The organism is Metapseudomonas otitidis, assembly GCF_011397855.1.
In the GTDB taxonomy this organism is placed as follows: Bacteria; Pseudomonadota; Gammaproteobacteria; order Pseudomonadales; family Pseudomonadaceae; genus Metapseudomonas; species Metapseudomonas otitidis.
Map to the genome: position 1 here is coordinate 4,114,353 of NZ_AP022642.1, position 19,440 is coordinate 4,133,792.

The following is a 19,440-nucleotide window of genomic DNA, read 5'->3' on the forward strand; positions in this document are numbered from 1 at the left end:
CTGCGTGGCTAGAGGCGCGGTTCGATCCGCAGGCGGCGGTCGCCACGGGCATCGGTGCGGGTGTCAAAGCGGGCATCCCCCTCGCGCTCCATCAACTGGCGCAGGGTGGGCTCCTCGTCGTCCACGGGCTCCTCGGCCGGCCGCTCGCGGGCCGCACGGCGAGCCTTGATCGCCCGCTCGATGGGCCAGCGGATGGCCACGAAGACCAGGTACAGCACGAAGCCGATCATGCCGTACATGGCCAGGTCGGAGACCGCCTTCCAGGCGTTGTTGCCCACCTTGAACACCATGTCCAGCGCCGTCACCGCCACGGCGGGAGCGTACAGGTCGCGACCCGGGTCCACCGGCGTCGGGGTCAGCAGCAGCACCGCCACCACCAGGCGCACCGGCTCGCGCAGCCAGCGCCACATCCAGCCGGTCGCACGGAAGCACACCAGCAGGCAGCCAAGGGCCGCCACGGCGTAGGCACCCCAGGCAAGTAGGTAGTCGTGTTCGTTCATTGGCTTCCGTGGCATGGCGGGCAAAGGGGCGCTTATGATAGCGACTTTTCCCCGCTCCGGCGTCCCCCCGCCGTCGCCCGCCGCACCCGAGAGGACCTCATGTCACACGCCCCCATCGCCCGAGCCCAGGATGGCGCCGATCCGTACCGCTGGCTGGAAGAACGCGACGCCCCCGAGGTGCTGGATTACCTGAAGGCCGAGAACGCCTGGCTGGACGAGCAACTGGCCGACCAGGCCGACCTGCGCGAGCGCCTGTTCCAGGAAATCCGCGGCCGCATCCGCGAGACCGACCTGTCCCTCGCCACGCCCTGGGGTCCCTACCTTTATTACCAGCGCACCACCGCCGGCGATGAATACCCACGCCACTATCGCTGCGCGCGCCCGCAGGGCGGCTCGCTGGACATCGACCCGGCCACCGAGCAGTTGCTGCTGGACCCGAACGCGCTGGCGGACGGCGGCTTCCTCTCGGTCGGCGCCTTCAGCGTCAGCCCCGACCACCGCCTGCTGGCCTACAGCCTCGACACCAGCGGCGACGAGGTCTACCAGTTGTTCGTCCGCGACCTCATGGACGGCACCCTGCATGCCCTCCCCTTCGAGGACTGCGACGGCAGCATGACCTGGGCCAACGACAGCCGCACGCTGTTCTTCGGCGAGCTGGACGAGACCCACCGCCCCTTCCGCCTGCACCGTTACCGCCTGGGCGAGACCCATGCTGAACAGGTCTTCGAGGAACCGGACGGACGCTTCTTCCTCGGCTGCCACCGCGCCAGCTCCGAGCGCCAGTTGCTGCTGGACCTGTCCAGCAAGACCACCAGCGAAACCTGGGTGCTGGACGCCGGGACGCCCGATGCCGACTTCCGTTGCATCGCCCCCCGCGAGGAAGGTCACGAGTACTACGTCGACCACGGCCAGGTCGACGGACGCTGGTGCTGGCTGGTCCGCAGCAACCAGGCCGGCATCAACTTCGCCCTCTACCTGGCCGAGGAGGCGGACCCGAGCCGCGAACACTGGCAGGAGCGTATCCCCCACGACCCGGAGCGCATGCTGGAAGACCTCAGCCTCAACAGCAGCGCCCTCACCCTCAGCCTGCGCGAAGGCGGCCTGCCGGTGATCGAAGTGCACCCTGCCGGCGGCACCGCCTACCGCGTGCAACTGCCGGATGCGGCCTACAGCCTCTACGTGCAGGACAGCCTGGAGTTCGACAGCCCGGTGATCCGCCTGCGCTACGAAGCCCTCAACCGCCCCGCCCAGGTCCGCGAACTGCGCCTGGCCGACGGCGAGCAGCGGGTGCTCAAGCAGACGCCGGTGGAAGGCCCGTTCGACGCCGATGCCTACGTCAGCCAGCGCCTCTGGGCCATGGCAGCGGACGGCACGCGCATCCCCATCAGCCTGGTCGCCCGCCGCGAAACCCTGGGCCGCCCGGCGCCGCTCTACCTCTATGGCTACGGCGCCTACGGCGCGAGCCTCGACCCCTGGTTCTCCCATGCCCGCCTGAGTTTGCTGGACCGTGGCTTCGTCTTCGCCATCGCCCACGTACGCGGCGGCGGTGAGCTGGGCGAAGCCTGGTACCGCGCCGGCAAGCTGGAGCACAAGGCCAACACCTTCGGCGACTTCATCGCCTGCGCCGAGCACCTGCTGGCGGAGGGCCTGACAACCCGCGAACAGCTGGTCATCAGCGGTGGCAGCGCCGGCGGGCTGCTGATCGGCGCCGTGCTCAACCAACGTCCGGAGCTGTTCGCAGCGGCCATCGCCGAAGTGCCCTTCGTCGACGTGCTCAACACCATGCAGAACCCCGACCTGCCGCTCACCGTCACCGAGTACGACGAGTGGGGCGACCCGAACCAGCCCGAGGTGTTCGAGCGCATCCGCAGCTATGCGCCCTACGAGAACGTGAAGCCCCAGGCCTACCCGGCGCTGCTGGTGGTGGCCGGCTACAACGACTCGCGGGTGCAGTACTGGGAAGCCGCCAAATGGGTGGCGAAGCTGCGGGCGACCCGCACCGACGACCACCTGCTGCTGCTCAAGACCGACCTGGGTGCCGGCCACGGCGGCATGAGCGGGCGCTACCAGGCGCTGCGCGACGTTGCCCTGGAATACGCCTTCCTGTTCAAGGTGCTGGGGCTGGCTGCCGCGTGAAGGTCCAGCGCCTGCTGTTCATCTGCGGCCAGAATCGGCTGCGCAGCCCCACCGCCGAGCAGCTGTTCGCCAGCTGGCCCGGCGTGGAAACCGACTCGGCCGGCCTAAAGGCCGAAGCGGAGACCCCGGTAACACCCGAGGCCCTGGCCTGGGCGGACCTGATCCTGGTGATGGAGAGCAGCCATCGGCGCAAGCTGGCCGCACGCTTCCCCGCCGCGCTCAAGGGCAAGCGCGTGGTCAGCCTGGATATCCCCGACGAGTACGACTACATGGACCCGGCCCTCGTGGCGCTGCTCCAGGCCCGGGTCCCGCCGCTGCTGCGCTAGGGCGCCGGCTTCTTCTCGCCGTTGCCCAGCCCCTTGCTGTTGCGGTCGAGCTGTTCCTGCAGCAGCGGAATGCGTTCGTCACGCGGGTCTGCCTGGCGCGTGGTCGGCGGGTTCACCAGCAACGGCGGACTGCCCGGCGGGGCGGCAGACGGAAAGCTCGGCGGACTGGGCTGGGAATAGGGCTGCGGCGTGGCGGTACCGGGCGAACCGGGTGCCGGCGTGCCGGGCGAGCGCAACAAGGGCGGCTGCTGGGCCTGGGCGGCGCAACTGATCGCGACCAGCGCGGAAAATGCGAGCACAATGGCGCGCTTCATCTGGACCTCCTGCCTTTCGGCATCGACGCCCCCAGTCTAACGGCCAGCTCATGGCTGCCCGACCACTCCGACGGAATGCCCCATGACCAACAACGACATACTGCGCAGCCTGCGCTACCTGCTGGACATCAGCGACGCCCGGGTGGTGGAGATCATCGGCCTGGCCGACCAGGAAGTGAGCCTGCAGGAAGTGGCAGCCTGGCTGGCCCGCGAAGATGAGGAGGGCTACCACGCCTGCAGTGATCGGCGCCTGGCCGGCTTTCTCGATGGACTGGTCTACGCCATGCGCGGCAAGGACGAGAGCCGCCCGCCCTTCCCCCTCGAACTGCCGATGAGCAACAACCAGGTGCTGAAGAAGCTGCGCGTGGCCCTGGAGCTGCGCGAGGACGACATCCTCGACATCCTCCGCGAAGCCGACCTGCCCATGACCCGTGCCGAGGTGGGGGCGCTGTTCCGCAAGAAGGACCACAAGAACTACCGCCCCTGCGGCGACCAGGTGCTGCGCAACTTCCTCCGCGGCCTCACCGCCCGACGGCGGCCTACACAGGGCTGAGAACCTTCATCGGCGCGTCTAGAATTCATCGGCCGGCCACCGGAACCTTGCCGTAACGGCGCCAGTCACACCCCTCGATGACCTCAAGGAGTAGCCGATGAAAATCCTCATGGTGCTGACCTCGCATGACCGCCTGGGCGATACCGGCCAGCCGACCGGCTTCTGGCTGGAAGAGTTCGCCGCGCCCTATTTCGCCTTCCGTGATGCCGGCGCCGAGGTGGTGCTGGCCTCCCCCCGGGGCGGCCAGCCGCCGCTGGATCCGAAGAGCGACGACCCGGCCGCGCAGACCGAAGCCACCCACCGTTTCCGCAGCGACCCGCAGGCACAGCAGGCGCTGGCCAACACCCTGCCTCTGGCGGGACTGGTCTCGGCCGACTACGACGCCCTCTTCTACCCCGGCGGCCATGGCCCCCTGTGGGACCTGGTGGACGATCCCTTCTCCATCCGCCTGATCGAAGACCTGCACAACGCCGGCAAGCCGGTGGCGGCGGTGTGCCACGCCCCTGCCGTGCTGAAGAATGCCCGCGCCGCCGATGGCAACCCCCTGGTGCAGGGCTGCGCGGTGACTGGCTTCTCCAACTCCGAGGAAGCGGCGGTGGGCCTCACCGAGGTGGTGCCCTTCCTGGTGGAGGACATGCTCCGCGACCTCGGCGCCCACTACTCCAAGGTGGCCGACTGGCAACCCCATGTGGTCGCCGACGGCCACCTGATCACCGGGCAGAACCCGGCCTCCTCGGAGCCCACCGCCGCCGCGTTGTTGCAGTTGCTCGGGGAGTGAAGTCACGCCCGGTGGGCTGGCTTCAGCCACCTCGTCCGGGCGGATCTCAAACACCTCGCGAGCAGAGCTCGTTCCTACAGGACATGTCGAACGGTCGGGTGGCTCCCAGCGACTCCTGGGTGAGATTGACAGCGGTAGGCCCGTAGCCACATCACCTACACAAGCCAGAACTACCTCAGAGTTCTGAACGCATCCCAGTCAACTCGTCGTTGCCGATGCCCTGTGTTTTCAGAAGAACTGCGAAACACTCAATTTTACGTTCCGCCCCACTCCCGAGACGGCTTCGCCAAGGTAGGGGTAGTACTCACGATTGAACAGGTTATCGACTGCCAACCTCGCTTCGAAGCCCTTGGCAAAGCGGGGCTTCCAACTGGCGAACACACCATGCAGGGCGTACCCCTGGCTCTCCGGCAGACTCCAGAGCGCGGCCCGGGGATCGTCGTCCGCTGGCGATCGGTCCTGCTTACGCACGAAGTTGCCGGTCCATCCCAACGCAAGATCTGCTTCAGGCACCTTCACCCCCAACGTAGCCACTGCCTTGCGCGGAGGAATTTCCGCGATCCATGTTTCAGAGCCCCACGGGTTAGATGGAGAGGCGTCGCGCTGGCCGCGGATGTAAGAGACCGAGAGACTGCCAAACACCCGGGCGCTATCGTAGAACGATTCGACCTCCAGCCCCTCAATGGTGTAGCCCGGCAGGTTGCGGTTGTTGGTGAGGGTACCCGGACAGTCGGCGCTGCTACTGAGCTTCTCGGCGCAATAGACCCCGGTCCGCTTGAAGATTTCATCCTTGCCACGGTTACGGAACAGAGTGGTGCGTATCTGCAGGCTGTCGCTGTCAGCAAGCAGCCGGTCCACGTTGAAGATGCTGCCCAGGCGAATACCCGTGATGCGCTCAGGATCGAGGTTGCGACTCGTACCCGGAACACTGCTGATCGCACTTTGCACTTCATACAATTCGTCGATCAGGGGCGCACGCCAGGTTTTGCTGTAGTCGGCGAACAGTGCCAGGTTCTCCGTTGCGGTCCAGAAGACGCCTAACCTCGGCGACCAACCGGTATAGCGGACCTGACTGTAGTCATGCCCAACCTTCGGATCAGGATTATTGAAGCGAGGTGCCAAGCTAGGCTCCCCCTTGCTGATTACCTGGTCGTAGCGCAGAGCAGGTGTAATGGTCACCGAGCCGATAGTGATCGCATCCTGCAGGAAGCCACTCCGCGTCTCCTGCTCACCAGAGGGCATGTAATAGGGCTGGTACAAGCCGAAGTTGTAGGCTGCATCACGAGTCTTGCTGAGGTCCTTCATCAGCGTATCGCGCTCATGCCCATGCCACTGCACACCCACCGTTGCGACATGAGCAAACGGCCCCGTATCGAACCGACTTTCGTTCTTCAACTCCGCCAGGCGATCGGTGTAGTTGACCCAGCTTTCATTGCCCAACGACCCTGCAAATCCGGGTGTGGCGTTGTCCGGTCGCTTGTCATGCTGATCAGTCTTGGAATAGGCGTAACTGGCTGTGACGTTGATCCAGGGGTTGTCGAGTGGTGCGTAGTTCCATTTGAGGGAGTAGTTCTCATCGTCCTGGTCGCGGTAGACCAGCTTGCGCTTCCACGCACCATCCAACCCGTAGCGAGCGATCTCGGCCGCCGTGGGTGCGGCCATTTCATCGCGCTTGGCTGCGAACGGCTCCCAGGCCTGGCTTCCGGACTGCATCGCAGAAAGGGTGAGCACATGCTCTTCGTTGAGGCGCAGGTTGCTCTTGAACAGAAAGGCATCAAGCTGATTCTCGGAGTACACGAAGCGCGTGCCATCGGGACGCTTGATATTCCCACCGTCACGCCAGTTCATGAACAGCAGGCTGTCGAGCATCTTATCTTCGGTCTGGCCGTAGACGGCCCCGCTGTATATCTCCTGGCGGTCGTTGGTGTGGTAGCCGTACTTGATGAAAGCCCCGACGTCACGCCCCTCCTGCAGCAGGTCGGCAGGGTCCTTAGTGTCCACCTTGATCACCCCGCCGAAGCCGCCATTGCCGTAGAGCGTACTGTGGGGCCCCTTGTCGACCTCGACGTTCTTGATCAGCTCCGGCTCGATGAACACCGAGCCCTGGCGATACTTCTCGAAGCCCTTTGGGGCCCCATCGAGGATCACCTTGACGTCCTCGACATCCCCCATGCCCCAGATATTCAGGGTTTGCCCACCCGGCCTGGGCGAGCCGCTGGAGCTGACCCCAGGCAACGTATCCAATAGTTCGCCAATGTTGTCGGCCTGCTTGCGGTCGATGTCTTCCTGGGTCAGCACCGAGCGCCCCACAGTGCTGCTGTCGATGGCATCCCCCATGATGCTGGTGCTGCCCAGGTTGAGGACATTGTCATTAGCAGGTGCCTGATCGTTTCCCGGCAAGCGCCGCACCACGAACCCATCCCCCGCTTCCACCAGCTCCAGCCCCGTCCCCGAGAGCAACCGCTCCAGGGCCAGACGCGGGCTGTAGCGCCCCTTCAACGCCGGCGCACGTACATCGCGCAGCTGGGCTTCATCGAACAGCACCTGCAGTTGCCCCTGCTGGGCAAGGCTGGTCAGGGCGCTGGCCATGGGCTGGGCCGGCAGGTCGAAGTCGTGGTCCTGGGCCAGTGCCGAGGCGCTGGCCAGCCAGGTCGCCAGGGCGCTGCCGGCAACGAGCCGGCGCAGGACGAAGCGGGTGGTACGGGTGTTCATGCAGGTCTCCCCTTGTGCTGCAGGACCGCCACGGCAGCTGGCGGTTACCAGGAGGAAGACGCACAGACGAGAAAAATCCACATATGCGAATGAAAAATATTTTTATTTGTAGCGAGTCAACCAGGCCTTCAGCGCGGATGGATCAACGCCCGCCCATCCGCCAGGTGCTCGACCTGGACCGGCAGCAACTGCGGCAAGGCAGCGAGGAAGGCGTCCGGGTTGGCGAGGTTGAGGCTGCCGGAGACACGCCGCTGGGCCAGTCTCGGGTCCGCCAGGCCCACCGGGGCCGGGCGATAACGCGACACCTCGTCGAGCAACTGCGCCAGGGGGCGATCCCGGAAGACCAGTTGCCCTCTGCGCCAGCTGGCGATCTCCTCGGGCCGGCGGTGGCCTTGTTCGAGGGTGGCGGTGCGGTAGTCGTAGTCGAGGCTGTCCCCTGCCAGCAGTTCCAGCGGCTGCGCCGTTCCTGGATGCGGCTCGACGGCCACGTGACCACTCTCCACTGCCACATCGAGCCGCTGCTCGCCGCGTCTCACGCTGAAGCGGGTGCCCAGTACCCGCACCCGCCCGTCTCCGGCGGTGACATCGAAGGGACGGGTTTCATCACGGGCAACGGCGAAGAAGGCTTCGCCTTCCAGCAGGTCCACCTCCCGGTGGTCGTCATACAGGCGAACGCGCAGGCGCGTGGCACGGTTGAGGTCGATGCGGGTGCCGTCGGCCAGGGTCACCTGCTGCGTGGCGCTAAGGGGGCTGGCGAAGGTCTCGTCGACCTCGGGCCCACCCCGGGAAACCAGCACCAGGGCGCAGGCCACCAGCAAGGACGCAGCGGCAGCCAGGGGCAGGCGCCAGCGCCGTGGGCGCAGGGGCACCACCGGTGCTGACAGACTCGGGCGCGGTACGCGATCGAGTTCTGCCCAGATCTGCTGCATCTCGGAAAAGGCGCGGGCATGCGCAGGGCTGGCGGCCAGCCAGGCCTGCAACTCGGCTTCGTCCTGCGTGCTGAACTGGCTACCGGAGCGCCGCGCCTGCCAGGTCGCGGCCTGCTCGTCGATCGAGGGGCGTGCTTCCATCCACGTGTTCTCGTTCATGGCACGTCCTCCTGTCCCGCATCGAGCAGGCGCTGCCTGCAATGCAGGAGGGCACAGGCGACGTGCTTCTCCACCATGCTGAGGGAAATCCCCATGCGCTCGGCGACTTCGGCCTGGGAGAGCCCGTCGAACTTGTGCAGGACGAAGGCCTCCCGCCGGCGCGGCGGCAGATCATCCAGCGCTCGGGCCAGGTGATGCAAGCGCTGGTGTTGCTCGGCCTTGTCCTGGGGGCCTGGGGCGGCATGCTCGAACAGCGCCTCATCGTGCTCGACAGGGGCCGGCTCCGTCCCTCTCCTCACCTGCTGGCGTCGCCAGTGGTCACGCAGGAGGTTGCGAGCGATCTGGAACAGGAAGGCGCGGGGCTGCGCCACGCGGGCGCGATCGCGAGAGCCCAGCCACTGGGCGAAGGCGTCCTGGGCGAGATCGGCCGCATCGGCCTGGCTGCCCAGGCGCTTGCCGAGGAACTTCAGCAGTTCGGCATGGAAGGCCCGGTAGGCGCCCGAGACGGTGCCACGGAACTGCTCATCCATGGCGGGCTTTCCCACCGGCCAGACCTGACTTCACGACACCCCCGACTGCAGGTGCTTCCCGCCCGCTCAAGGCTGACAGATAACGGGAAGCAACAAATGAGAATGCATATCATTAGATGCCAGGCTTTTTCCGGCGTCAAGATCAGCACCCAGAAACGAAAAACCGCGGCCGAGGCCGCGGTTTTCGAAGAGCACCGATCAGTGCGCGAGGAGTGAGCCACCGGTCTTGCCGGCGAGCTTCTCGGGCTTGATCAGGAAGCGGGCCAGGGCCGGCAGCAGCCAGAGCGCGCCGAACATGTTGACGATGAACATGAAGGTCAGCATCAGGCCCATGTCGGCCTGGAACTTGATCGCCGAGAACATCCAGGTTGCCACGCCGATGGCCAGGCACAGGCCGGTGAAGAGCACGGCTTTGCCGGTGGACTTCAGCGTCTGGTAGTAGGCCTCCTGCAAGGTGAGGCCGGCGCGCAGGAAGCTTTCCAGGCGGCTGTAGATGTAGATGCCGTAGTCGACACCGATACCCACGCCCAGTGCCACCACGGGCAGCGTCGCCACTTTCACGCCGATGCCGAGGAAGGCCATCAGGGCATTGCCCAGCACCGAGGTGAGGATCAGCGGGATGACGATGCAGATGGTCGCCGGGATCGAGCGGAAGGTGATCAGACACATGGCCGCGACGCAGATGTACACCAGGATCAGGATGGTCAGCTCGGTCTGGGCGATCACCTCGTTGGTGGCCGCTTCGATGCCGGCGTTACCGGCGGCGAGCAGGAACTCCAGCCCGTCCTTGTTGTGCTCCTGGGCGAAGCCCTGGACCGCCTTGACCGCGCGCTGCAGGGTCTCGGCCTTGTGGTCGTTGAGGAACACCAGCACCGGTGCGAGGGAGCAGTCGGTGTTGTACAGGCCGTCGGCGCGGCTGATGGAGTTGTTCAGCACGTCCTGGTTGCGGGAGAGGGTTTCCCACTTCAGGTTGCCTTCGTTCATCCCTTTGATCACCTGCTTGGAGACGGTGACCATGGAGATGGCGGACTGCACGCCCTGGGTGTTCTCCATCGTCCACATCAGCTCGTCGATGGGGGCCAGCGCCTCGTGGGTGGAGCACCCCTCGGGCTTGGTCTTGACCATCACCACGAGCACGTCGGAGCTGGTGGAGTAGTTGCTGATGATGAAGTTGTTGTCCTTGTTGTAGCGCGAGTCCGGACGCAGCTCCGGCGCGCCCTGGTCGAGGTCGCCGATCTTCAGGTGCTTGCCGTACCAGAGGCCGCCGCCGAAGGCCATGATGGCGATGACCACGGAGATGGGCGCCACGGTGGGGTGCGCGAAGTTGGACAGCAGGCGCCAGAACGGGTGCTCGCGGGTCGCGTCCTTCTTGCTGCGGTCGATGGCCTTCTTGCTGATGCCGACATAGGAGATGGCGACCGGCAGCAGGATCAGGTTGGTGAAGACGATCACCGCCACGCCGATGGAAGCGCCGATGGCCAGCTCGCGGATCACGCCGATGTCGATGATCAGCAGGGTGATGAAGCCCACGGCGTCAGCCAGGATGGCGATCATCCCCGGCAGGAACAGCTGGCGGAAGGTGCGCCGGGCCGCGGTCAGGGCGTTGTCGGCGTCGCTGGATTGCAGGGCGATACCGTTGATCTTCTGCACCCCGTGGGAGATGCCGATGGCGAAGATCAGGAACGGCACCAGCATGGAGTACGGGTCGAGCCCGAAGCCCACCGAGTGCATCAGGCCCAGCTGCCAGATCACCGCCACCAGGGTGGTGGAGAGCACGGCGATGGTGCTGCGGATGCACCAGGTGAACCAGTAGAGCAGCACCAGGGTGGTGAGGAAGGCGATGCCGAAGAAGGCCACGACCATGATCAGGCCGTCGATCAGGTCGCCGACCTTCTTGGCGAAGCCGACGATGTGCACCTGGACGTTCGGGTTCTGGGCCTGGTACTTGTCGCGGATCTTCTCTTCCAGCTCATGGGAGAACTGTCGGTAGTCGAGCTTCAGCAGCTTGCCCTGGTCGTTCGGGTCCGGGTAGGACTCGAGCAGCGGCACGTCGATGATGCTGGACTTGAAGTTGTTGGCCACCAGGCGGCCGATCTGGCCGGACTTGAGCACGTTGTTGCGCAGCTCTTCCAGGCTGTCGGCGGAACCGTCGTAGGTCTGCGGGATGACCTCGCCGCCGGCGAAGCCTTCCTCGGTCACTTCGGTCCAGCGAACGCTGGGGCTCCACAGGGACTTCAGGCCGGAACGATCGACGCCGGGAATGTAAAAGACCTCGTCGTGGATCTGGCGCAGGGTCTCCATGTAGTCCTTGCTGAAGATGTCCCCGTCCTTGGCTTCCACCGAGATGCGCACGGTGTTGCCCAGGTTCGCCAGGTCGTTGCGATGCTCCATCATCTTCTGGATGAAGGGGTGGTGCAGCGGAATCATCTTCTCGAAGCTGGTGGACGGGCGCACCTGGGTGGCCTGCCAGAAGAGGAAGATGCTGACCAGCAGGCAGATGACGATCACCGCCGGCCGGTTGTTGAAGATCAGGCGCTCCAGGAAGGTCGCCTTGTCCTGGTGATGGTTACTCATCGAAACTCCCCCACCTTGTTATTGTTGGCCCAGCTCGGCGCCAGTCGGCGAGGCGACACGCGCCCCACCCTGTCCCACCAGGATCAGGTTGCCCTTGCTGTCGACCGTGGCACTGGCCAGCGACAGACGATCGGCGCGGTTGACCACGCTGAAGGTGCGGCCGGCATCGGTGCTCTTCAGCACGCTGCCACCATGGCCGACCACCAGCAGGGTGCCGTCGTCGAGCAGGGTGCCGCCGGAAAGACCGAACTCCAGGGTGCCGCCGCGGGCGTTCTTGAGCGGGATGGTTTCCCAGGTCGTGCCGAAATCGGCGGAGCGGAACAGGTGGCCACGCAGGCCGTAGGCGATCACGACGCCGGGCTCTGCGGTACCGGACACGCCGAACAGCGAGCCCTCGTAGGGCCCTTCGAGGCGTTCCCAGGTCTGGCCCCAGTCGGGGGAGCGGAACATGCTGCCCATCTCGCCGACGATGAACAGGCCGGAGTCCTTCACCGCCGCGATGGCATTGATGTGGTACTGGTCTTCGTTGTCGAGGCGGTCGCTGACGTCTTCCCAGTTCTTGCCACCGTCCTCGGTGGCCAGCAGGGCGCCGTAGGAGCCAACGGCGAAGCCGGTGCTGGCGTCCTTGAACCAGACGTCCAGGAGCGGGGCTTCACGCTGCAGGTCTTCGAACTGGAGTGTCCAGGTCGCCCCGCCATCCTCACTGGCGAGAATCTGCGCGTCGTGGCCGACGGCCCAACCCTTCTTGTCGTCGACGAAGTAGACGGCGGTCAGCATCTGCCGGGTCGGCACCTTGGCCTGGGTCCAGCTCGTGCCGTCGTCGTCGGAATAGAGAATATGGCCACGATCCCCCACGGCAACCAAGCGCTTGCCGGCGTGGGCGACGTCCAGCAGCAGGCTGGTGATGGCCTTGGGTGATTCGATGGAGTAGACCGGTGCTGCCTCGGCGGCATGCACGGTGGGCACCATGGCGGAAGTCAGGATGGACAGCACACTGAACAGCGAGAGCGCTTTGGCCAGCGGCGAGTGGAAGCGGAACGCCGGCTGGGCGGAATGACGCGCGCCACGACCGGACTGGGTGCGCCGCATGACGGGCTCACTCATACACCTTTCCCCCTTATTGTTATAGGTGGTCCTGCCCCACGGGCAGGCGGCTTATGCTATCCAGCTTTGGAAAGCGCTGACAATCGGCGGGACGTTATGTTTTGTTAAGCCAAACCCGCGTGATTGAGCCCTTATCAGGGCCTCTGATGAATGAAAAAGGCCGCTACCAGAGTAGCGGCCTTTTTCTGTCCTGCGAATCGATCAGCGAGTACCGCGACGACGCAGGGCAGACGGCTTGAAGTAACCGTCATCCGGGACCGGCTGGGTGAAATCGATGGTGCTCGACTCCTCGTTGTCGAGGTTCTGCACGTGGTAGCGGCGGGCCTGCAGATCATGGAACACGTCCAGCGCGGACCAGGTAGTCGGCAGGTCGTAGTAGTTCTTCAGGTAGGCCACCGAGACACGCCACAGCTCACCGCGACCGTCGTACTGGTCGACCACGGCGGCTTGCCAGCTGTCCTCGTCGAGGAACAGGGTGCGCTTGGAGTAGATGTGGCGGGCGCCCGGCTTCAGGGTGCCTTCCACGACCCACACGCGGTGCAGTTCGTTACGGGTGACGGCCGGGTTCAGGTGACCGGGCTTGAGCAGGTCCTTGTACTTAACCTCAGGGCTGGAGACCTTGTAGTTGTTGTACGGGATGTAGATTTCCTTCTTGCCCACCAGCTTCCAGTCGTAGCGATCCGGCGCACCGTTGAACATGTCGGTGTCGTCGGCAGTACGCAGGCCGTCGGCGGCAGCGATGGGGGTGTCGTAGGCCAGGTTCGGCGCACGGCGAACGCGACGCTGGCCGGCGTTGTAGCCCCAGGCCTGACGCGGCTCCTTCACCTGGTCCAGGGTCTCGTGCACCAGCACGGCGCCACCCGCCAGGCGAGCCGGGCTCTTGGTGAAGGACAGGTAGTAGAACAGGATGTTGTTCAGGTCAGCGTACGAACCCTTCGGGTTGTAGTACTTGAACAGGGCTTCCTGCTGCGAGGTCACCAGGGAGTAGTCGCCATTGCGCTGCACGGCCACTTCGGAAGCGCGACGCACGATGTAGGAACCGCGATAGCGAACGATGTGGTTCCACAGGGCCTCGACGCCGTTCTGCGGGATCGGGAACGGAATGCCGCCGTAGGCATCGGCAAAGCCGTTGCCGCCATCCAGCAGCTTGGCGGTGGTGGCGTTCTTGACGGTGTTGTCATAGACCCACTGCGGCGCGGAGCCGGAGCGACGGGTCGGGTAGACCGGCATCTGGAAGGTGTCCGGGTAGGCATTGAACAGGGCGATCTGACCGGGGGTCAGGTTGGCCTTGTACTGGTCCAGGTTGGCCTTGGTGATGGTGAACAGCGGCTTGTCGCCCGGGAACGGATCGACATGATGCTGTCCCGGCTTGTAGCCGGCCGGGGCCTGGGTGATGCCGCCGGTCCACTCGGGGATGGTGCTAGCAGCATTGCCGGCCTTCTCGGCACCGAAGGGGGTCAGGCTGGTGCCCAGCTTGGCGGCTTCCTGGGCGGACACTGCCGCCAGCGCGCTACCGGCGGACAGTGCGAACGCAACTGCCGCGCCAATCAGCGAAAGCTTTTTCAGCATGTTGAATCTCCGTGAGGGTTCAGCGGCAGGAGCCCATGAAGGCCCCCGCCTTCTTTCTAGTTAGAAGGAGTACTTGACGTTGACGCCGATGTTGTCGCGGTCGCGGACAGAGTTATTCTGGCCACCCCCGAAGAACTCGGTGTACTGGATCTCGCCTTCCAGGCTGTTCAGGTAGGTCGCCTTCAAGCCCAGGGTGTAGGCCTTGCGCCCCTCGATGAAGTTACCGGTCTGGTAGGAGTTACCTTCGAAGTCGTCCTTGTAGACAACGAACGGGGAGACGTTGACACCAGCAATCACGTCGTTCCAGGTACCGTTCAGCACCAGGGTGTAGCCATAGGCGTTCTTGTTGACCTGATCATCACGATCACCACCGGACACATAGGAACTGTTGCCCCGACCGGAGTAGTAACGAGTAGTACCGTCATAAGCGGTGTACTTCAGATCGGAACCACGCAGGTGCTCGGAGGCGAGCTCAGCTACGCCGAAGAGCGAGTCGAAGCCCAGCGCAGGCCCAAAATTGTAGATGGTGCCCAACGAGGTGTTGTAAGCCTCGACACGCTCGTAGTTGTGGATCTGATCACCCAACCGCACGCTCTGACCACCAATGTTGGTAGTACCGCCACCGCCAAGGGTCAGAGCCTGATTCAACAGGTCACCCAGCAAGTCGTTGGTGGTCGCCACACCAATGGGGAGATTGGGGCGATAAGCCAATTCACCAAAGACTGAAGCATCGCCGACAGTGGTGTTGAAGCTAAATCCGTACATGCGGATGTCTTCGGCGTACTCGCGGCGGGCGTTGACCTGATTTGCTACGTCGATGGCTGCGACACCACCAGCAGCAGCCAAGGCATTGGCAGCAGCAACACTACCGCCTGCTGCAGCAGCTCGAAGGTTGGCACAGGTGGTGCCGCCGATGGTGTTGCAAATAGCATTCGCGTTCAGACCGGTGTAGGACGAGTTGAGATCCGCGTAAATAGTTGGCTCTTTCGAATGGTAGTTGACGAAGTAAGCCCCGAATTCAGTGGAGTTCAGCTCTTCAGCGATATAGCGGAAGGCGACACCAAACTGACCGTCGTTCTTCGCATTCAGGTCAGGACCAACCTGGGCGACTTTTACGACCCCGGCTTGCCGGTCGTAGTACTGCGTCCCCTTCAGGAGACCGCCCGCGACCAGTTGGTCGTAAAGCCCGACGGTCGGGGTAGAAATCAACGGGTTAGCAAAGCCGGAGCTAGTGGTGTATGCCCTGTTACCGCCATCCGCAAACAGGTCGGTCTCAGAGAAATAGGTACCTGCCGGGTCAATAGCACTTTCCTTCCAGTTGAACTGGTAGAACGTCTCCATCGACAGGTTGTCGGTCAGGCCGATGTTGAAGCTCAGCGCCTCGACCGGCACCAGCACCTCTTTCAGCTCGGAGCCCGGCAGACGGAACTGTGCGGCGTTGACCGGGTTGGTGGTGTTGATGCCACCGCGATAGAAAATGCCCTCGCCCCAGTTGAATACTTGCTTACCGATACGACCGGTGACCGGCATGTCAGCAATATCCCAGTTGCCATACAGGTAGGCGTCGAGGATCTGCGCATCGCGACCGGCCTTATGGCGGGTCTCGCGGGTGAAGCTGCTGTCGTTCGGGTAGTTCTGGCTCGGCTGGCGCGGGCTGTTGTTGTCCAGGTAGTCGTTGCGCTTGTCCATGATCTGGGTGTCATAGAAAGCGGTGCCGCGGACGAACACGCCGTAGTTCTTGTAGGTCGCTTCCAGGTCGGAAGTGATCTTGTACACCTCGGAAACAAGGCCGGTGTCGAAGTTGCGGTTGCCGTCGTTGGTGTTGATGTCGTTGTTGGTCTTGTCCTGGCCCTGGACGCGCCACAGTTGGCCGTAGGAGACGGTAGTGTCGATGGAACCGCTGATCTCGTCGTCGGCGAAGCTGAATTCAACCGCCTGGGCCTGGACGGCGCACATCAGGGGCAGGAGGCCGGCGAGGGCGAAACCGGCCTTGGCCGGTGCGAAACGCAATTGGGGCTTGCGGGACTTGAGTTCCATCGAGGTGTCTACTCCGTGGACAGATCATTTGTTATGGCTCCCATCATGGGAGCTGTTTCGGCCACCTGGGGCGGCTCCGGCGTTGGCACTTCGAGGCCCCAACGCGTCTGGCCCGCACGTTCCAGCGATCAACTGCCGGTCGGACGAACCTGGATCGGATTGCGCACCTGCAACCAAGGTGCCAAATCCGTACGACTGAAGTCGAAAACCCGACTTGATCACCCGGGCAACTATCATTCAAACGTGTGACTGATCATCCACTGATCAAATCGGAAAATTCGGCCGATTTTGTCCTACAAGCTGGCTCGATTTGTCACTCAAAACCACACCTTGAGCGATTGCCGATTCACACCTTCCCCGTACGGTCAAGGAAAAGACGACGCCCTTCACGCTTTTTACGCCTAAGCAGGGGACGGATTATTCCCATGGGTAACAAAAAAGTGTTACCGTCAGTTTGCCAGTAACACTTTCTAGAGGGAGGAATCCGACACGGAGGGGCAAGCCCTCCTCGGATCAGGCGAGGCTCTTGCTGACCACCTCGAAGACATCGCTGGACAGCTCGCCAGAGGCGAGGATGCGCTCCAGCTCGGCACGCATCAGGGCCTGCCGGGCCGCGTCGTACTTGCGCCAGCGGGTCAGCGGCGCCAGCTGGCGCGAGGCGATCTGCGGGTTGAGCGCGTTGAGCGTGATGACGTGGTCGGCAAGGAAGCGATAACCCGCACCATCGGCCCGGTGGAAGTTCACCAGGTTCTGGTTGGCGAACGCCCCGATCAATGCACGAACCTTGTTGGGGTTCTTCAGGGTGAAGGCCGGATGGGCCATCAGCGCCTGCACCCGCTCCAGCCCGCCCGGCAGGGTGCAGCCCGCCTGGACGCTGAACCACTGGTCCATCACCAGCGGATTGTCCTTGAAGTAATCGGCGAAGCTCGCCAGCGCCTTGGCCTTCTCGTCCTCGAAGCTGGAGTTGACCAGCACCGAGAGCGCCGTCAGGCGTTCGGTCATGTTGTCGCACGCCTCGAACTGCTCCAGGCAGGCCTGGAGAACCTCGGCCTTGCCACTGAGCATCAGGTAGGACAGCGCGATGTTCTGCAGGGTGCGACGGGCAAAGTGCTCGGCGGAGGCGACATAGGGCGTCTCGCGCGAGAGGGCGCGATTGGCCTGGTAACGCGCCAGCAGCTGCCGGAACAGAGCATCACTGATCGAACGACGGGCGAACTCGCGAGCAGCGTGGATGGCGTCCACATCCGCCACCTCGCTGATCTCGGTCAGGTAGGCCTCGCTGGGCAGCGACAGCATCTCCGCCACCATCGCCTGGTCCAGGGACTGGTCCTCCAGCAAGGTGCGGAAGGCAGCCAGCAGGCGGCTATCCAGCACCAGTTGCTCGCCACGCTGGTGCTGCCCGATCAGCTCCTGCAGCACCTGCACGGAAAGCTGCTGGCCGGCATCCCAGCGGTTGAAACCATCGCTGTCGTGTTGCATGAGGAACATCAGCTGATCGCGGCTGTACGGGAAGCTCAGCTTCACCGGCGCGGAAAAACCGCGGAGCAGGGACGGCAACGGCTTTTCCGCCACATCGACGAAGGTGAAGGTCTGCTCGGCCTCGGTGACGGCAATCACCCGGTTGCCCCCCTCGGCCTTCGCCTCGCCTGCCAGGCGCAACGGCAGATCGTTGCCGGCGGCGTCCAGCAGCCCCAGCTCGACGGGGATGACGAAGGGCAGCTTTTCGGTCTGGCCGGGGGTGGCCGGGCAGCTCTGGCGGAGGGTCAGGGTGTAGGTCCTGGCAGCGGTATCGTAGGCGTCCTCGACCACCAGGCGCGGGGTGCCGGCCTGGCTGTACCAGCGCTTGAACTGGGTAAGGTCGACGCCGTTGGCGTCCTCCATGGCCTTGACGAAATCGTCACAGGTCACGGCCTGGCCGTCGTGGCGCTCGAAGTACAGGTCGGTGCCCTTGCGGAAGCCCTCGGCGCCCAACAGGGTGTGGATCATGCGCACCACTTCCGAGCCCTTCTCGTAGACAGTCAGGGTGTAGAAGTTGGAGATCTCGATGAACGAATCCGGGCGCACCGGGTGGGCCATGGGGCCCGCGTCCTCGGCGAACTGGTTGGTACGCAGGAAGGCCACGTCCTCGATGCGCTTGACCGTGCGCGAATTCATGTCGGCGGAGAATTCCGCATCGCGGAACACGGTGAAGCCTTCCTTCAGCGACAGCTGGAACCAGTCGCGGCAGGTCACGCGGTTGCCCGACCAGTTGTGGAAGTACTCGTGGGCCACCACGGCCTCGACGCGCTGGTGGGCAGCGTCGGTGGCAGTTTCGGCACGGGCCAGCACGCAGCTGGAGTTGAAGATGTTGAGCCCCTTGTTCTCCATGGCGCCCATGTTGAAGTCGTTGACCGCGACGATCATGAAGATGTCCAGGTCGTACTCGCGGCCATAGACCTCCTCGTCCCAGCGCATGGACTTCTTCAGGCTGTCCATGGCGTGCTGCACCTTGTCGATGTTTTCCGGCTCGACATAGATGCGCAGGGTCACGTTGCGCTGGCTCATGGTGGTGAACACGTCTTCCACGCACCACAGGTCGCCCGCCACCAGGGCGAACAGGTAGGCCGGCTTCTTGAACGGGTCCTCCCAGGTCGCCCAGTGGCGCCCGCCCTCCCCGCCCCCGCTGGCCACTGGGTTGCCGTTGGACAGCAGCACCGGGTAGCGATGCTGCTCGGCACTCACGGTGGTGGTGAAGCGGCTCATCACATCGGGGCGGTCGAGGTAGTAGGTGATCTTGCGGAAACCTTCGGCCTCGCACTGGGTGCAGAACATCTTCCCGGACTTGTACAGGCCTTCCAGCGCGGTGTTGCTCTCCGGGTGGATGCGCACGGTGCTGTCCAGGGTGAACTGCTCGGCAACCGGCTGCAGGGTCAGGTGGCTGTCGGTCAGCTGGTAGTCGGCGGCGCCCAGCTCGCGATCATCCATGGACAGCGACAGCAGCTCCAGTTGCTGGCCGTCCAGCACCAGCGCCGGCAGGGTGCCATCGGCACGCTCGGGGTTGCGGCGCATCACCAGTTGGGCATGGACCAGGGTGTGGTCCTCGTGCAGCTCGAAGGTCAGGGCGGTCTCGTCGATCAGGTAGTCCGGTGCCTGGTAGTCCTTGAGGTGGATGACGTTCGGTTGCTCGGTTCGCATGCTTGCCTCTCCGGTTCAGCGCGGGCTCGTGGCCCGCCTGCGCAT

General features: G+C 64.3%; 14 protein-coding genes. 4 read left to right on the forward strand and 10 right to left on the reverse strand.

Annotation, left to right across the window (positions count from 1 at the left end):
• Positions 1-8 precede the first annotated feature (8 nt).
• Positions 9-500, reverse strand: coding sequence for a hypothetical protein (locus PotMrB4_RS18895; protein ID WP_044408532.1), 492 nt, complete (start codon positions 498-500; stop codon positions 9-11).
• A gap of 99 nt (positions 501-599) precedes the next feature.
• On the opposite strand from PotMrB4_RS18895, the gene PotMrB4_RS18900 reads away from it, so the two are divergent.
• Complete coding sequence (locus PotMrB4_RS18900; protein ID WP_172434198.1) at positions 600-2,636, forward strand: S9 family peptidase; 2,037 nt, start codon at positions 600-602, stop codon at positions 2,634-2,636.
• On the forward strand, positions 2,633-2,962 hold the full coding sequence (locus PotMrB4_RS18905; RefSeq protein ID WP_074968410.1) for a low molecular weight protein tyrosine phosphatase family protein: 330 nt from the start codon (positions 2,633-2,635) through the stop codon (positions 2,960-2,962). Before PotMrB4_RS18900 ends, PotMrB4_RS18905 begins: the two co-directional genes overlap by 4 nt.
• Here PotMrB4_RS18905 and PotMrB4_RS18910 read toward each other — a convergent pair.
• A complete protein-coding gene (locus PotMrB4_RS18910) occupies positions 2,959-3,276 on the reverse strand; it encodes a hypothetical protein (protein WP_044408541.1) in 318 nt (105 codons plus the stop codon). The genes PotMrB4_RS18905 and PotMrB4_RS18910 overlap by 4 nt on opposite strands.
• Before the next feature lie 82 nt (positions 3,277-3,358).
• Here PotMrB4_RS18910 and PotMrB4_RS18915 point away from each other — a divergent pair, with 82 nt between their 5' ends.
• Both PotMrB4_RS18915 and PotMrB4_RS18920 read left to right on the forward strand, forming a co-directional pair.
• Positions 3,359-3,829 (forward strand): YehS family protein, encoded by a 471-nt coding sequence (locus PotMrB4_RS18915; RefSeq protein WP_044408542.1) that lies wholly within the window; start codon positions 3,359-3,361, stop codon positions 3,827-3,829.
• Between the two features lie 97 nt (positions 3,830-3,926).
• On the forward strand, positions 3,927-4,607 hold the full coding sequence (locus PotMrB4_RS18920; RefSeq protein WP_044408544.1) for a type 1 glutamine amidotransferase domain-containing protein: 681 nt from the start codon (positions 3,927-3,929) through the stop codon (positions 4,605-4,607).
• A 228-nt stretch (positions 4,608-4,835) separates the two neighbouring features.
• Here PotMrB4_RS18920 and PotMrB4_RS18925 read toward each other — a convergent pair whose 3' ends face one another.
• The 8 genes from PotMrB4_RS18925 to pepN form a co-directional block, all read right to left on the reverse strand.
• Positions 4,836-7,319, reverse strand: a complete 2,484-nt coding sequence (locus tag PotMrB4_RS18925; RefSeq protein ID WP_172434199.1) for a TonB-dependent receptor — start codon at positions 7,317-7,319, stop codon at positions 4,836-4,838.
• Positions 7,320-7,447: 128 nt separating this feature from the next.
• Positions 7,448-8,407: a FecR family protein gene (locus PotMrB4_RS18930; RefSeq protein ID WP_172434200.1), complete on the reverse strand. Its 960-nt coding sequence runs from the start codon at positions 8,405-8,407 to the stop codon at positions 7,448-7,450.
• Positions 8,404-8,937: a sigma-70 family RNA polymerase sigma factor gene (locus PotMrB4_RS18935; RefSeq protein WP_172434201.1), complete on the reverse strand. Its 534-nt coding sequence runs from the start codon at positions 8,935-8,937 to the stop codon at positions 8,404-8,406. Before PotMrB4_RS18935 ends, PotMrB4_RS18930 begins: the two co-directional genes overlap by 4 nt.
• A gap of 198 nt (positions 8,938-9,135) precedes the next feature.
• Positions 9,136-11,511: an efflux RND transporter permease subunit gene (locus PotMrB4_RS18940; protein ID WP_044408553.1), complete on the reverse strand. Its 2,376-nt coding sequence runs from the start codon at positions 11,509-11,511 to the stop codon at positions 9,136-9,138.
• Between the two features lie 18 nt (positions 11,512-11,529).
• Positions 11,530-12,615 (reverse strand): WD40/YVTN/BNR-like repeat-containing protein, encoded by a 1,086-nt coding sequence (locus PotMrB4_RS18945; protein ID WP_074968422.1) that lies wholly within the window; start codon positions 12,613-12,615, stop codon positions 11,530-11,532.
• 201 nt (positions 12,616-12,816) lie between these two features.
• The gene (locus tag PotMrB4_RS18950; RefSeq protein WP_172434202.1) at positions 12,817-14,184 is read right to left on the reverse strand and encodes a DUF1329 domain-containing protein; all 1,368 of its coding nucleotides are present in this window, start codon (positions 14,182-14,184) and stop codon (positions 12,817-12,819) included.
• A gap of 60 nt (positions 14,185-14,244) precedes the next feature.
• Positions 14,245-16,221, reverse strand: a complete 1,977-nt coding sequence (locus PotMrB4_RS18955) for a DUF1302 domain-containing protein (protein ID WP_172434203.1) — start codon at positions 16,219-16,221, stop codon at positions 14,245-14,247.
• A 513-nt stretch (positions 16,222-16,734) separates the two neighbouring features.
• Positions 16,735-19,395 carry an aminopeptidase N gene (gene pepN, locus PotMrB4_RS18960; RefSeq protein ID WP_172434204.1) on the reverse strand — a complete coding sequence of 887 codons (2,661 nt, stop codon included), beginning with the start codon at positions 19,393-19,395 and terminating at the stop codon, positions 16,735-16,737.
• Positions 19,396-19,440 lie beyond the last annotated feature (45 nt).

Excerpts from the sequence above, each read along its gene's own strand:
- PotMrB4_RS18895 (WP_044408532.1), bottom strand. The coding sequence starts at position 500 with ATGAACGAACACGACTACCTACTTGCCTGGGGTGCCTACGCCGTGGCG.
- PotMrB4_RS18900 (WP_172434198.1), top strand. The coding sequence starts at position 600 with ATGTCACACGCCCCCATCGCCCGAGCCCAGGATGGCGCCGATCCGTAC.
- PotMrB4_RS18910 (WP_044408541.1), bottom strand. The coding sequence starts at position 3,276 with ATGAAGCGCGCCATTGTGCTCGCATTTTCCGCGCTGGTCGCGATCAGT.
- PotMrB4_RS18915 (WP_044408542.1), top strand. The coding sequence starts at position 3,359 with ATGACCAACAACGACATACTGCGCAGCCTGCGCTACCTGCTGGACATC.
- PotMrB4_RS18920 (WP_044408544.1), top strand. The coding sequence starts at position 3,927 with ATGAAAATCCTCATGGTGCTGACCTCGCATGACCGCCTGGGCGATACC.
- PotMrB4_RS18925 (WP_172434199.1), bottom strand. The coding sequence starts at position 7,319 with ATGAACACCCGTACCACCCGCTTCGTCCTGCGCCGGCTCGTTGCCGGC.
- PotMrB4_RS18930 (WP_172434200.1), bottom strand. The coding sequence starts at position 8,407 with ATGAACGAGAACACGTGGATGGAAGCACGCCCCTCGATCGACGAGCAG.
- PotMrB4_RS18935 (WP_172434201.1), bottom strand. The coding sequence starts at position 8,937 with ATGGATGAGCAGTTCCGTGGCACCGTCTCGGGCGCCTACCGGGCCTTC.
- PotMrB4_RS18940 (WP_044408553.1), bottom strand. The coding sequence starts at position 11,511 with ATGAGTAACCATCACCAGGACAAGGCGACCTTCCTGGAGCGCCTGATC.
- PotMrB4_RS18945 (WP_074968422.1), bottom strand. The coding sequence starts at position 12,615 with ATGAGTGAGCCCGTCATGCGGCGCACCCAGTCCGGTCGTGGCGCGCGT.
- PotMrB4_RS18950 (WP_172434202.1), bottom strand. The coding sequence starts at position 14,184 with ATGCTGAAAAAGCTTTCGCTGATTGGCGCGGCAGTTGCGTTCGCACTG.
- PotMrB4_RS18955 (WP_172434203.1), bottom strand. The coding sequence starts at position 16,221 with ATGGAACTCAAGTCCCGCAAGCCCCAATTGCGTTTCGCACCGGCCAAG.
- pepN (WP_172434204.1), bottom strand. The coding sequence starts at position 19,395 with ATGCGAACCGAGCAACCGAACGTCATCCACCTCAAGGACTACCAGGCA.